This window comes from Duganella sp. Root1480D1, from assembly GCF_001427305.1.
Taxonomy (GTDB): domain Bacteria; phylum Pseudomonadota; class Gammaproteobacteria; order Burkholderiales; family Burkholderiaceae_D; genus Rugamonas.
Genome location: NZ_LMFZ01000034.1, coordinates 410377 through 424617, shown reverse-complemented (window position 1 = coordinate 424617; position 14241 = coordinate 410377). Strand labels below are relative to the sequence as shown.

10 protein-coding genes are annotated in these 14241 nt (G+C 62.8%); 2 read left to right on the top strand and 8 right to left on the bottom strand.

Going from position 1 to position 14241, the window contains the following annotated elements; all coding sequences use genetic code 11:
- Positions 1 to 65: 65 nt before the first annotated feature.
- Genes ASD58_RS22880 through ASD58_RS22850 form a run of 7 tightly spaced genes read right to left on the bottom strand, consistent with a single transcriptional unit; the run spans position 66 to position 8644 of the window.
- A complete protein-coding gene (locus ASD58_RS22880; protein WP_057263513.1) occupies positions 66 to 1082 on the bottom strand; it encodes a diguanylate cyclase in 1017 nt (338 codons plus the stop codon).
- A gap of 9 nt (positions 1083 to 1091) precedes the next feature.
- Positions 1092 to 2120, bottom strand: a complete 1029-nt coding sequence (cheB, locus tag ASD58_RS22875; RefSeq protein WP_057263512.1) for a chemotaxis-specific protein-glutamate methyltransferase CheB — start codon at positions 2118 to 2120, stop codon at positions 1092 to 1094.
- Positions 2117 to 4426 carry a hybrid sensor histidine kinase/response regulator gene (locus ASD58_RS22870; protein WP_057263511.1) on the bottom strand — a complete coding sequence of 770 codons (2310 nt, stop codon included), beginning with the start codon at positions 4424 to 4426 and terminating at the stop codon, positions 2117 to 2119. The genes cheB and ASD58_RS22870 overlap by 4 nt, the downstream gene beginning before the upstream one ends.
- Positions 4423 to 5094, bottom strand: coding sequence for a chemotaxis protein CheW (locus ASD58_RS22865; RefSeq protein ID WP_057263510.1), 672 nt, complete (start codon positions 5092 to 5094; stop codon positions 4423 to 4425). Before ASD58_RS22865 ends, ASD58_RS22870 begins: the two co-directional genes overlap by 4 nt.
- A 15-nt stretch (positions 5095 to 5109) precedes the next feature.
- Complete coding sequence (locus ASD58_RS22860) at positions 5110 to 6381, bottom strand: protein-glutamate O-methyltransferase CheR (protein WP_057263509.1); 1272 nt, start codon at positions 6379 to 6381, stop codon at positions 5110 to 5112.
- Positions 6378 to 6836, bottom strand: a complete 459-nt coding sequence (locus ASD58_RS22855; RefSeq protein ID WP_057263508.1) for a chemotaxis protein CheW — start codon at positions 6834 to 6836, stop codon at positions 6378 to 6380. Before ASD58_RS22855 ends, ASD58_RS22860 begins: the two co-directional genes overlap by 4 nt.
- Entirely contained in the window at positions 6833 to 8644 is a 1812-nt protein-coding gene (locus tag ASD58_RS22850; protein WP_057263507.1) for a methyl-accepting chemotaxis protein, read from the bottom strand. The genes ASD58_RS22855 and ASD58_RS22850 overlap by 4 nt, the downstream gene beginning before the upstream one ends.
- Positions 8645 to 8818: 174 nt before the next feature.
- On the opposite strand from ASD58_RS22850, the gene ASD58_RS22845 reads away from it, so the two are divergent.
- Both ASD58_RS22845 and ASD58_RS22840 read left to right on the top strand, forming a co-directional pair.
- Entirely contained in the window at positions 8819 to 9664 is an 846-nt protein-coding gene (locus tag ASD58_RS22845; RefSeq protein ID WP_057263506.1) for a phosphate ABC transporter substrate-binding protein, read from the top strand.
- Complete coding sequence (locus ASD58_RS22840) at positions 9639 to 12944, top strand: EAL domain-containing protein (RefSeq protein ID WP_082565617.1); 3306 nt, start codon at positions 9639 to 9641, stop codon at positions 12942 to 12944. Before ASD58_RS22845 ends, ASD58_RS22840 begins: the two co-directional genes overlap by 26 nt.
- A gap of 57 nt (positions 12945 to 13001) precedes the next feature.
- Here ASD58_RS22840 and ASD58_RS22835 read toward each other — a convergent pair whose 3' ends face one another.
- Positions 13002 to 14234: an argininosuccinate synthase gene (locus ASD58_RS22835; RefSeq protein ID WP_057263504.1), complete on the bottom strand. Its 1233-nt coding sequence runs from the start codon at positions 14232 to 14234 to the stop codon at positions 13002 to 13004.
- Between the last annotated feature and the right edge of the window lie 7 nt (positions 14235 to 14241).

Sequence of the window (14241 nt, the reverse complement as noted above, 5' to 3'; positions counted from 1 at the left end):
CCGGCAATCGGACATAAATTTCGCTTGCGAAATTTATGTCCGATTGCCGGAGCTGACCCCGACTTTCATTCTGCATTGACGACGCGGTTGCGGCCGGCGGCCTTGGCGGCGTAGAGGGCGCGGTCGGCTGCCCCTACCAACTCGCTCCACGACGATTCCTTGCTCGGCACGACGGTGCGCACCCCAATCGACATGGTCAGCACGCCATAGGGCAGGGCGTTGGCATTCTCGATCTCCAGCTTCTCCAGCTGGCGCAGGCAGGCGCTGGCCACGTTCATGGCGCCGGCGTTGTCGGTTTCCGGCAAGATGATGGCGAATTCCTCGCCGCCGTAGCGCGTGACCAGGTCGGCCGGGCGCTTCAGGTTCTCGGTCATCACGGCCGCCACCTTCTTCAGCGCCAGGTCGCCGGCCGGGTGGCCATAGCTGTCGTTGTATTGCTTGAAATAGTCGACGTCCACCATCAGCAGCGACAAGGGCGTCTTGTCGCGCTTTCCGCGCTGCCATTCCAGTACCAGGGTTTCGTCGAAGCGGCGGCGGTTGGAAATGCCGGTCAGCGGGTCGAGCGCAGCCAGCTTTTGCAGCTCCACATTGGCCGCCGCCAGCTTTTGCTGGCTCTCGCGCAGGAAGCGGAAGGCCTGGTCGCGCTGCAGGCGGTGGATGTGGGCGTTCGAGTGGTGGCGCACGCGTGCCAGCAATTCCAGCTTGTCGGGCAGCTTCACCAGGTAGTCGTTGGCGCCGACGGCAAAGCCGTGCGCCTTCAGTTTGGGATCTTCGCGTGCCGACAGCACGATGATCGGCACATGCGCCAGCATTTCCTCCGCACGGAAACGGCGGATCAGTTCAAAGCCGTCCACTTCCGGCATTACCAGGTCTTGCAGGATCACGGTGGGCTGCAGCGAGTTGGCGCAGGAAATGGCTTCACGCGCGTCGGTGATGAAGTGGAATTCGATATCGTCCTGGTCGGCCAGCATGCGCCGCACCGCTTCCGCAATGATCAACTGGTCGTCAACCAGCAGCACGCGCACCTTGAAGTGGGTCAGGCTTGGTTCGGTTTCCAGGTTCAAGGTGAGTACGTCAGGCATCGCTTTCCTTCAAATCAGTTTGCCTCCGATCGTGCTTCGCAGGAATGGGCCGATCTTTTCGAGAGGCAGGATGGTCTGCGCCGCGTCCAGTTCTATCGCGGCACGCGGCATGCCATATACCGCGCAGCTAGCCTGGTCCTGGGCAATGGTGTTCTTGCCCGCGCGGCGCAGTGCCAGCATGCCTTCGGCGCCATCGCGCCCCATGCCGGTCAGCAGTACGCCGACTGCGTCGCCTTTCCAGTGCTGTGCCACGCAGTTAAAAAACACATCGACCGAAGGCCGGTATGCATAATCCTTCGGGTTGGCATCGTAACCCAGTTGGTACTTTTCATCCAGCACCAGATGGTCGTTGCTTTTGGCGACCATGACAATACCACCCTGCAGTGGGGTACGGTTTTCAATTGCACGCACCGGCACGGCCAGTTGCTCCGACAGCCATTTGGCAAAATGGTCGGCAAAGTTCTCGTCGATGTGTTGTACCACGACGACGGCGCAATTGGGGGGCGGCGTCCAGCCGGCGAGGATGCGTGCCACCGCCATCGGGCCGCCGGTCGAGGCGCCGATCGCCACCAGGGTATCGAGCGCCGCTTCGCGCGGCTCCGGCACGGTCGCATAGCGGCGCGGCGGCATGGACTGGCTGCCGCCGCTGTGGCGGATCAACTTGTCCATGGTCTTGATCTTGTGCAGAAGTTCGGCGTCGCCGCCTTCTTTCCCCTGCAGCACGGGAGTGGCCGTCACGTCGAGCGCGCCGGCGCCCAGGGCGCGGAAAACCTGGTTGACGTTGTCCTGCGGGCGCCCGGTCACCACCAGGATGGCGCAGGGGCATTCCTCCATGATGCGGCGCGTTGCTTCGACCCCGTCCAGCTCCGGCATATTGAGGTCCATCAGGACCAGGTCGGGCCGGTCGGTGGTGCATTTATGTACCGCTTCCAGCCCGGTGCGGGCGATCCATGCCACCTGGTGCTCCTGCGTGCTGGCGACCACGCGCCGCAGCGCTTCGGCCGCCATCGGAACGTCGTTGGCAATTCCTATCCTCATCGGTAAGCGTCGCCTATCAGGTCGGACACTGCATCGAGCAGTGTCTCGTCGTGGAAGCTGCCCTTGGTCAGGTAATAGTCCGCCCCCGCAGCCAGGCCGCGTGCGCGATCTTCCGGCCGGTCCTTGTAGGAGACGATCATCACGGGCAGCTTATGCAAGTGCAGGTCCTTCTTGATCAGGGTGACCAGTTCAATGCCATCCATGCGCGGCATGTCGACGTCGGTGATGACCAGGTCGTAGTCGCCGCTGCGCACCACGTTCCAGCCATCGATGCCGTCAATCGCGATGTCCACCTCAAAACCGCGCCCGACCAGCAATTTACGCTCCATTTCGCGCACCGTGAGCGAATCGTCCACGACAAGGATGCGTTTCATTCTACGCCGTCCGGCGTGGTCTGCGCGCGTAAGTTGATGCAGGCCGCCTTCTTCCAGAAGCTTCTCAACCGATAGCAACAGGTCGGGCACGTCCAGGATCAGCACCGGCTCGCCGTCGTCCAGCAGGGCGGCGGCCGAAATATCGCGCATCTTGCCGAAAATCGGGTCGATCGCCTGTACTGCCAGGCTTTCTTCGCCGCGGATCTTGTCCACCACCAGCGCATAGCGGCGCGTGCTGCCGCCGATGACCACCACCGGCATTTCCCCGGCATGCTCCATGTCGCCCAGTTCCAGCACCTGGGCGGCTGCCACCAGGCCAAGATGCTCGCCATCGTGCTCGAAGAACTGCTTGTTTTCCAAAGTGTGCACGGCGTCTTGCGGCACCATCAGGACGCGTTCCACCTTGACGATGGGGACGGCATAAGCCTCGCCCTTGACGTCCACCACCAGGGCGCGCACGATCGATTGCGTCAGCGGCAGGGTGATCGAAGTGCGGAAGCCCTTGCCCAGTTCGGACTCGATGCGCACCGTGCCGTTTTGCTGGCGGATGGTGTCGTGCACGATGTCCAGACCCACTCCGCGGCCGGAAATTTCGGTAATGCCGCCTTTCAGGCTGAAGGCGGGCAGGAACAGGAATTCCATCAGCTCTGCGTGCGACATGGCGGCCACCATCTGCTCGGTGGCCATCTTGCGTTCGATGACGGTGCGGCGGATCTTTTCCGGATCGACGCCGCGCCCGTCGTCGTTGATTTCGATATTCAGCATTCCGGCGCGGTGGCGCGCTTCCATGACGATGGTGCCGGTGGCCGGCTTGCCGGCGGCAAGTCGTTCGTGTGCGTTTTCCATGCCATGGTCGACGGCATTGCGCAGCATGTGGTTCAGCGGGCTTTCGATGCGCAGCAGGATGTCGCGGTCGACCAGGGTGTCTTCGCCTTCCACCTGCAGCACCACGTCCTTGCCCAGGTTGCGCGCCAGGTCGCGCACCATGCGCGGGAAATGCTGGATGCCGTCGCGGAAGGGACGCATGCGCAGGGACAGCACTTCGTCGACCATGTTCTCGGAACCGGTCAGCAGGCGCCGTTCATAATTCTCCATGTCGGTGATGTGCTCCAGCATGAACTGCTTGAGCGGTTGGCTTTTCTGGATCGCCAGCAGGGCTTTTTCCTTCAGCACCGGGTCGCTGGTGTGGGAGGCCGCTTCCATCACGTCTTCCAGTACCGAGAACAGGGTGGCCTGGTTGCGCTTGTAGCGTTGCATGCCCTGGATCAGCGGATGCAGTTGGTGGGCGTTGATGCGGGCTTCGCTCGCCAGCGCGAGCAGGCGGTCGAAATTTTGTGCGGTTTTCATCGGCGGCAGGCTGCGGCCGGGGATGGTCTGCTCCGCGCCTTCCGGCAGCGCATCGATGGACGGGCTGGCGGCGGACACGGGTTCCAATGCCGGTGCCGGTGCCGGTGCAGGCATTTCAGCGGCCATCGCAGGTGCGGGCGGCGTCGCGGACGAAGATGCCAGCACCACCGGCTCCGGCAGGAAAGCAATCCCCTGCACGTCATTCATGGTCTTGCTGACTTGTGCGCCATTGGCAGCCAGCCATGCATCGAGGTCGCCGTTGACGCGCGAGCACTGCACGATCAGGTCGACCGCCGCCAGCAGGGCATCGACCCGGTTCGGCGTCAGTTTCAGCTTGCCCGCCTGGGCGGCGATGAACGCGTCCTCCATGCCATGCGCAAGCTGCACGATCATTTCCAGCCCGACGATTGAGGCGGCCCCCTTGATCGAATGCGCGGCCCGCATCATCGATTCCACGGCCGCCGGATCGTTGCGGCGCTCGAAGGCCAGCAGGCCGTCGGTCAGGATCTGGGTCTGGCTGTCGGCTTCCATACGGAACAGGTCCAGCATGGAAAACTGGCTCAGGTCATCCTTCTTGTCGCTCATCGCAAGGTCCTCGCGAGTTGGTAGCCAAGCAGGCTGTCGTCCAGGCAGCCGACTTGCATGTCCTGGTGCGGCAATACGCCGGCCAGGTAACGCTCGATGCCCTTGTTAATGGTGGCGGCGGGAGGTTTCAGTTCGCCGGCGGCGTAGCGGATGATGCCGTGCAGTTCGGCCACAGGAAGGGCGTAGGCCTGGCTTTCCCACTGTACCAGCAGCATGCGGGCGAAAGTATGGCGGCCGGTGCTTGCCTCGCCGCCGGCTTCATCGATGCCCAACAGCTCGGCTAGCGATATGCAGGGATACAGCTTGCCGCCGGCGTTCACCACGCCGCGCAAGCCGCGCGCATCGCGGTGCGGCAGGCGGTGCGGGATGGCTTTCGGTGCGATCTGCAGGAACATGCTGGTCGGCAGGGCGAGCCACTCGCGGCCGATGCGGAAGGCGACGCAGGAGCTGTCGTGGCGCGCGCCTTCGTCCTGCGTAGCGCGGAAGTGTTCGGCCCATTCGCGCAGATAGCCCGGACCGACGGGGCGCTGCAGGTTGCGGACTGCGGCGCCGGCGTACACCTCGCAGTTGCGGCAGTGGACCGCCTTGTCGAGGATCTCGCAGCTATGGTCGCCGGCAACACCGATGCGTTTCCAGCAGGCGTCCAGGTCTTGGATTTGATCAGTCATTGTTCTCGTCGGCTATCACTGTGGCTGCTGGCGCTGGAATACGCGCGCCGCACGCGCCTTCAGCGTGGCGGCGGCACTGCTGTTGCCGCCTTGCTCTTGCAGCAGGGCCAGGTGGCACAGGGCTTCGTAATGGTCCGGCTGCAGGTAGAGGCAGCGTTTCAGGTGCATTTCGGCGTCGGCAGGCTTGCCGGCAGTTTCGGCCAGCAGGCCGAGGATGAAATACGCCTCGGCCGATTCAGGTTGCTGGGCGAGGAATTCGCGGCAGGCGGAATCGGCTTCCAGCAATTTTCCGGCGTCGGCCAGCTTGCGCGCGTGCGCGAGCAGGGATTCGTCGCCGGCGGCGACCATCGGAGGCGTTGCGGGCGCGTGGGCGCCGGGGCGGCTGGCATGAGGCGAGCGCGGCGCGCCGCCTTGGCGCGGGGCGGGCGCAGCGGGACGTTGCGCACGGTCGGCGCTGGCCGTTTGGCCTGGGCGCGACGCGCCGACGGGCAGGGCTGCACGAGCTGGGGCGCCGGGGCGCTTGATGTCCTTGCGCAGGGCGAATGCCTGGCGGTGCGGCAGCGGCGAGAAGCCGTAGCGGACGAAGGACGGTACTTCCGCGTACCCCGCCAGGATCATGCCGTCATTGGCCAGGTGCGCGGACAGGCGCTCGATGGCGGCAGCGGTCGTCGGTTCGTCGAAGTAGATCAGCAGGTTGCGGCAGAAAATCACGTCATATTGCTGCGCCGTGCCAAGCTCGCCTTCCAGGATACTGCCCTGCCCGAATCGGATGCGCGAGCGCAGGGCGTCGTTGATGCGGTATTGCTCGTCTTCGCCGGTCCAGGTGAAGTAGCGGTCACGGAAAGACAGTTCCTGACCGCGGAAGGCGTTGCGCCCGAATACGCCTGCTTCGGCGCGCGCAATGCAGGCTGCGCTGATGTCCAAGGCATCGATCACGAAGGCTTGCGTCTTTACCCCGGCATCGCACAAGGCCATCGCCATCGAATAGGGCTCCTCGCCGCCGGCACAAGGCACGGACAGGATGCGCACGATTTTGGCGCCTGCGGCGAGCCGCTGGCGAACAAACCCGACCGCCGCTGCAAACGCCTGCGGGTCGCGGAACAGCCAGGACTCCGGCACCACCACCAGCTCCACCAGTTCGCGCAGCTCCGCTTCGTCAAGCCGGTCGGCGTAAGACTTGCGCACCGTTTCGCCAGTCGTCTCCATGCGCCGTTTCACCGCCTGTTCGACCGTGCCGCGGGCCAGGTTCATGCCGGTCAGGCGGCGCAATGTGGAGAGTACGTTCATCCTGTTGCAGCCTCCGCCGGGAACAGGCGCGCCCGCAACTCGGCCGGCAGCAGGTCATTGACCTCGACCAGTTGCACCATGCCTTTCGCGTCGCCTGCCACCCGGCCCAGGAACGGTGCCCCCCGCACTCCGCTTGGCGCCAGGTCCTGCGGCGATATGTCTTGCACGCCGTGCACGCGCTCGGCCATCAAACCCAGCGCATGCACCGTGCCATCGGGCGCCGCGTAATCGGTCACCACGATGCGCGTGTCGAAATGCTGCCGCGATGGCGCCCCGCCGCCGATGCGCGACAGGTCGATCACCGGTATCGGATCACCGTGCAGGTTCAACAGGCCCGCCACACTGTCCGGCGCCAGCGGAATGCCTTTCAATTCCAGCAAGGGCAGCACGCGCCGCACCTGCCGCAGCGGCAGGCCGTAGCGGTCGGGGCCAATGTGGAAGACCAGTACCTTCATGCGTTCACGGCGAAAGTGGAGACACTCGATTGCAGGTCGCCGGCCGCGTACTGGAGCTGGTGCACGGCTTCGCTGGTGGCCTTCAGCGATTCGACGGTCTGCTGGGTCGCGTCGTTAAGCTGCATCATGGTCTCGGTGATCTGCTGCGCGCCCACGGCCTGCGCCTGCATGCCTTGCAGCACGGCGTCGAATTGCGGCGCCAACTTCTGCACCTGGTCCATCACGCCGGACAACTGGTCGGTCACCTGGCGCACCTCGCCCACGCTGCGGCGGATCTCCTCCGAGAACTTGTCCATGCCCATCACGCTGGCGGAAACGGCCGACTGCATTTCCTTCAACATCTGCTCGATATCCCAGGTCGACACCGATGTCTGGTCGGCCAGGCGGCGGATTTCGGTTGCCACCACCGAGAAGCCGCGGCCCGCTTCGCCCGCCTTCTCCGCTTCGATGGCGGCATTCAGCGACAGGATATTGGTCTGGTCGGCCACCTTGGTGATGGTGGTCAGCACGGAGTTGATGTTGGAAGCCTTTTCCGACAAGGCCGCCAGCTTGGCATTGATCGAATCGGTCGCATTGACCATATTCTGCATGGTCTGGTCCATGCGGCGCAGGTTGCCTTGCGCTTCGGAAGTGGCGCTGGTGGTGTAGTCGGCCACCGCAGTCGCATCTTCCATGGTCTTGAGGAGCTGCGATGTATTCGAAGAGATCTCCTTGGTAGTGCTGAGCACTTCAACGGAGGTCTGCGCCTGCTCGACGCCGGTCGCCTCCTGCTGCTTGGCCGAAGCGGCAATCTCGGTTGCCGAAGTCGTGACCTGGATACCGGCCTTCTGCACATTGGTCAACAGTTGGCGCAGGTTGTCGAACATGCGCTGCAGGCCGTCGCCAAGCTGGCCGATGGCATCTTCGCCGCTTACGGAGATCTTGCCGGTCATGTCGCCGCCCGCGGCTCGCGAAACCGCCTCCAGCAGGGAATCGACTTTAGAGCGAAGCTGGTTGGTCTGCTCCATTTCGCGCTGCGTTGCAGTTTGAAGTTCAAGTGCCATCTTGTTGAAGTTCTCGCTGACCTTGCCCAGTTCGTCGCCTGATGTCACGTCAACGCGTACCGACTGCTCACCGCTGCCGAGCCGGGAAAGCGCCGCGGTAAGATTGCCCAGGGGCCCCAGGATTGCACGCGCCAGCGTATAGGAGATCAGCAGCGACAGGACCACGACTGCGGCACCGCCACCGATCATCAGGTTGTTCTGGCTGGAATGCAGGTCTACAGCCTTGGTGCTGCGTTCGGCCAGCAGCTTGCGCTCTTCGTCGGCCGCCTGGTCCAGCAGGTCCCGTGCACCGCTGACAATCGCGCCGGCTTCCTTCAGTTCCGAGGACTGGGCCAGGATTTCAGCTGCGCCCTTGGTGTCGCCCAGTGCGCGGCGCTTGTCGATCTGGCGGCGGATATTGACATCGGCCCAGGTGGCGAGCAAGGCTTGCGCGCGCTTCAATCTTTCGTTCTGCTGTGGATTGTCGGCCGTGAGCTGAACGGCCTTCAAGACATGCTGCTTCAGCAGTTCCGAATTTTCGCGTTCGCTGGCGATCAGCGACTCGCTGCCGGTCAGTATATAGCCGCGCGTATCGACCTGGATTTGCAGCGATACGCTGTTGATCCGGTCAAGTTCGATCAGCACTTCCATCGTGTGCCGGTCCCACCGATTGGCGTCGGTAAGGCTGGCAAAATTGTTATAGGCCAGCATCAGCAGGATCACAATAATGCCGACTATGGTGCCGAAACCCAGGTACAGCTTGTTTTTGATACTGAAGTTATTCATGCACGGGCTCCCGGTGTTGACTTTCAAGCGAATGTAGCAAAAAAGCATAGGGGGCGCAAAGTAATCCAGGTGATAACCTGCATATTGCAAGTTGATTCGCCGCTGCCGCTTCCTTTGCAGGCCCCGCAAGAGTTGTTACGATATCCTGTAACTCGGTCCCCCTGGAGGTGCGTGATGAGATCCTGGACGGCAGTTCTGGCCTGCGCACTGGCGGCGCTTTGCATGGTAACGGGCTCCCGCGCCCAGTCGAATCCGGTCCACAGCAGGGACGTCCAGACTGGCCAGTTGCGCATTGCAGGATCCAGCACCATGGCTCCGCTGGTAACGGCTATCGCGCAACGCTTCCACGCGCGCTATCCGCAGGTCGACATCAGCGTGGAAGCGGGAGGTTCCGGCCGCGGCCTGCAAGATGCCCGAGCCGGCAACGTCAACATAGGCATGGTCTCGCGCGCCTTGGGCGAGGCGGACAAGGACTTGTACACCTTGCCGATTGGCCGCGATGGCGTCGCCGTGGTGATTCACGGCTCCAACCCGGTAAACGCCCTCACGCTCAGGCAGGTTGCCGATATCTATACCGGCAAGATAAACAACTGGAAGCAGGTCGGAGGCAAGGCAGCGCCGATTGCGGTCATCAAATCGGAGGAGAAGCGCAGTTCGTCGGAACTGTTCACCCATTACTTCCAGTTGCGCTACCAGGACCTGAAGAGCCAACTGACTGCCGGCGACAACGTGGAACGGATCGGCATGCTCCTCCAGCATCCGAACGCCATCCTCTACATGTCGGTGGGGGAGGCCGAGCGCAACGCAGTGAAGGGCGCACCCCTGAAGCTGCTGCCGATTGAGGGCATCCCGGCCACCAGCCGTTCCATTCGCAGCGGCGATTACCCGATTGCCCGGCCACTGACCCTGGTCACCAAAGGTACCCCGTCAGGCCTGACCAAGCTATTCATTGAGTTTGCGGCATCATCCCAGGTATCGGACCTGGTGGTCGCCCATGACTTCGTTCCCTACCTCGACTGATATGCCGATACTGCGCTATTTCGACCTGCTTAGCCTGCGCGCGAAACTCTTCATCGGTTTTTCGGCGTTGACGGCCCTGATGCTGGTCGCCGGCGCGGTGTCGATTATCAGCCACCGCGAGGCGCTGGAGTCCGTCAGGCGCTACCTGGCCCATGACCGGCGCATTTCCGAATACAGCCTGCAAAGCAGCGCCCTGATGCTCAAGGCCCGGCGCAATGAAAAAGACTTCCTGCTCAAGGTGCGTGAGTATGGATATGAAGAAGCGCGCTCGCGTTATGTGACTTTGCTGCAGGCATCCCTTGCCGGTGTGCGCGACAATATGCGCATGGTGCGCAGCCTGACCGACAACGCCGGCGAGCGCGAACAGGCCAGCATGATCGAACGGATCTGCGGCGAATACGAAGAGGGACTGCTGCGTGTCGTCAAGAGCTACGAGCAGTTGGGGCGGCGCGACAGCGGCCTGGAAGCGCAAATGCGGCAGCAGGCCCACGAGCTGGAAGACCGGTTTGCAGGCGGCATGCCGGCCAGTTGGACCATTCAGCTGCTGCAACTGCGCCGGGCGGAGAAAGACTTCATCATGCGCGGCAGTGTCGTATATGTGAACAGATTCCGCGATCACGCCACGCAACTGAGGGATTCGATCGTCCAAAGCCCGCTGCCGGAGCGTTCGCGCAATCGGGTAATTGGCCTGCTGGATGCCTACCGAACGCTGTTCCGCCAGTACGCAGACGTCGCGCAGCAAATCGAAACCGATTCGAACGCTTACCTGAATGCTGTGCACACGGTGGAGCCCATGCTGGAACGCCTGCGGGCCAACACCGACAACCAGGAGCTTGCCACCATCGCCGCCCTGAACCAGCGTGGCCAGGACACCATGCTGACCTTTGTGGCCACGACCATAGTCGCGACGTTGATTGCAGTGATCATCGCCAGCTTCATCCTGCGCAATGTGACCGATTCGCTGGAAGCGTGCGTGGGTTTTGCGCGTCGCCTCGAAGTGGGCGACCTGTCGGCACGCCTGCTGACCGAACCAGGCAGGGACTTCAGCGTCTTGATCCAGTCGATGAACCGCATGGCGGCGGGACTGCAGGGCGCTGAGCAAGCCCGGCGCCGCAATGAAGAAGAACTGCAAAGGCTGAACCGCGCCTTGCGCGTGCTCTCGCTATGTAATGAAACCCTGGTACGTGCTGCCAACGAGCCGGAACTGCTGGAAGCGCTATGCCGCCATATCGCCGATAGCGGCGGCTACCGGCTGGCGCTGGTCGTTTTCCCGAACATGAGCGAGCCGGCAGCATATGCCGGATCAGGCCTGGATTCGATCGATCCCGTGCAACTGCTCGCTGTGGTGGAAACGCTGCAGCAAGGCACCTCGGTCGTCATATTCGGTAACGGCATTGCCCTGGCGTTGCAGGCGCGCGAACGGATGCTTGGCGTGCTGGCGATTTACGCCGGACAGGAATCCATGTTCGATGCCGAGGAGGTGCGGGTGCTTCGGCAGTTGGCAGGTGACCTGGCTGTCGGCATCGCCAGTTTGCGCGAGTCGGTACAGCGCAAGTGCTTCGAACTGGAACTGGAGCGTCAGGCCAATTTCGACTCACTGACCGGCCTTGCCAACCGCTTTACTTTGGAAGCGCGGGTCGCGCAGTCCGTCGACGATGCCCGGCGCAACTACAGCAAACTGGTCACGATGTTCATCGACCTGAATCGCTTCAAGGTCGTGAACGATACGCTGGGCCATGCCGCCGGCGACCAATTGCTGGTGGAAGTGGCACGGCGGCTGGAACGCGCAATTCGCGCATCGGACACGGTGGCGCGCGTGGGCGGGGATGAATTCGTGGTGATCATGAAGAACATCCAGTTGGCCTCCGATGCGGAAGCTGTCGCCAGGAAGATTGTCGAATCGCTGGCACATCCCCTGGTGGTCAAGGGCCACGAGCTGATTCCCTCTGCCGCGATCGGCATCAGCATCTTCCCGGACGATGCCGAGGATGCGCAAGCCATGATGCGCAATGCCGACCTGGCGATGTATGACGCCAAGGTCCTGGGTAGCTCAAATTTCAGGTTCTATGCCCCAGAGATGAATGCGCGCATGGCTGCACGCTTCGCGATGGAGGCGGACCTGCGGCACGCCCTCAAGCACGGCGAATTCGAAGTGTATTACCAGCCGCAGGTCAGCCTTGCCACAGGCGGGGTGAAGGGCGCTGAAGCGCTGGTGCGCTGGCGGCACCCAGGCCAGGGCATGATCTCGCCGGCGGAGTTCATTCCCTTGGCGGAGGACACTGGGCTGATCCTGCCCCTAGGCGAGTGGGTGCTGCGCGATGTGTGCGCGCAATTGCGCCGCTGGCTCGATGCCGGGGTGCCGGTGCCGCCTGTCGCAGTCAACCTGTCAGCTCGCCAGTTTCGCCACGGCGGGCTGGCGGAACTGGTAGGCGAGATACTGGCCAGCTACCGGCTGGAAGCCAGGTTGCTGCACCTGGAAATCACCGAGAGCGCGATCATGCACGATGTGGAGGCGGCGGTCGAAACCCTGCGTTCGTTGAAGGCGCTGGGCATCGGGATCTCGCTGGACGATTTCGGCACCGGTTATTCCTCGCTTAGCTACTTGAAACGCTTCCCGGTCGATTACCTGAAAATCGACCAGTCATTTGTACGTGACATCACCCGCGTTCCGGACGACGCGGCGATCTGCAATGCGATTATCGGCCTGGCCCACCACCTGCGCCTGACGGTGATTGCAGAAGGCGTGGAAACCGACGCGCAGTTGCAATACCTGCGCAAGCAGGAGTGCGAGCTGGTGCAGGGCTATTTCCTCAGCAAGCCCTTGCCGGCGGCCGGCTTCGAGGCTTTCCTGGAGGCGCCGGCCGCACTTGGCGGACAAGACGCCGAGGAAGGGCAGAAGACCCTGTTGATCGTCGACGACGAAGCCAGCATCGTGCGCGCACTGCAACGCGAGCTGTATGGGGAGGGCTATCGCATCCTGACGGCGGAAAATGCGGAAGAAGCGCTCGAGCTGCTGGCCTTGCATGACGTGCACGTGATTATTTCCGACCAGAAGATGCCCGGCATGAGCGGGACGGAATTCCTTGGCCGCGCAAGGGATATGTACCCTGACACGGTTCGCCTGATGTTGTCCGGCTATGCCGAACTGGAATCGGCGCTGGATGCCATCAATCACGGTGCGGTGTTCCGCTTCTTTACCAAGCCATGGAATGATGAATCCATGCGGCGCCACATCCGGGAGGCGTTTCGCCATCACGCCATGGCACGTGAGTACACCTAGCGGGCAAAAAAAAATCGGGCCGCATGTGCGGCCCGATCGATAAAGCGGGATCAGTGATTACTGGCCGCGCTTATTCCTTGCGTTGGCGGCGATGCGCATGCGCAGCGCGTTCAGCTTGATGAAGCCGCCAGCGTCGGCCTGGTTGTAGGCGCCGCCGTCTTCGTCGAAGGTGGCGATGGTCTGGTCGAACAGCGAATCGGTCTTCGAATCGCGGGCCACCACGATCACGTTGCCCTTGTACAGCTTGACGCGCACCCAACCGTTGACGGTTGCCTGGGTGTGGTCGATCAGGGTTTGCAGGGCAACGCGCTCCGGCGCCCACCAGTAGCCGTTGTAAATCAGCGAAGCGTAGCGCGGCATCAGGTCGTCCTTCAGGTGCGCCACTTCGCGGTCCAGGGTGATCGACTCGATGGCGCGGTGCGCCTTCAGCATGATGGTGCCGCCAGGGGTTTCGTAGCAGCCGCGCGACTTCATGCCGACGTAGCGGTTCTCCACCAGGTCCAGGCGGCCGATGCCGTGCTTGCCGCCCAGGCGGTTCAGCTCAGTCAGCACGGTGGCAGGGGACATGCGGGTACCGTTCAGGGCCACGATGTCGCCTTTCTCGAATTCGATATCCAGGTATTCCGCCTGGTCCGGTGCCGCTTCCGGGCTGACCGTCCAGCGCCACATCGATTCCTCGGCTTCGGCACTCGGGTTTTCCAGGTGGCGGCCTTCGAACGAGATGTGCAGCAGGTTGGCGTCCATCGAGTAAGGCGCGCCGCCATTCTTGTGCTTCATGTCGATGTCGATGCCGGCGTCTTCCGCGTATTTCAGCAGCTTTTCGCGCGACAGCAGGTCCCACTCGCGCCATGGTGCGATCACGCGCACGCCCGGCTTCAGTGCGTAGGCGCCCAGCTCGAAACGAACCTGGTCGTTGCCCTTGCCGGTGGCGCCGTGCGAGATGGCGTCGGCGCCGGTCTGGTTGGCGATCTCGATCAGGCGCTTGGCGATCAGCGGACGTGCGATCGAGGTGCCCAGCAGGTATTCGCCTTCGTACACGGTGTTGGCGCGGAACATCGGGAACACGAAGTCGCGCACGAATTCTTCGCGCACGTCGTCGATGAAGATGTTTTCAGGCTTGATGCCGAACTTCAGCGCCTTGGCGCGTGCCGGCTCCAGCTCTTCACCCTGGCCCAGGTCGGCGGTGAAGGTCACGATCTCGCAGTTGTAGTTATCCTGCAGCCATTTCAGGATCACGGAGGTGTCCAGGCCGCCGGAGTAGGCGAGGACTACTTTTTTTACGTCACTCATGGTTTTC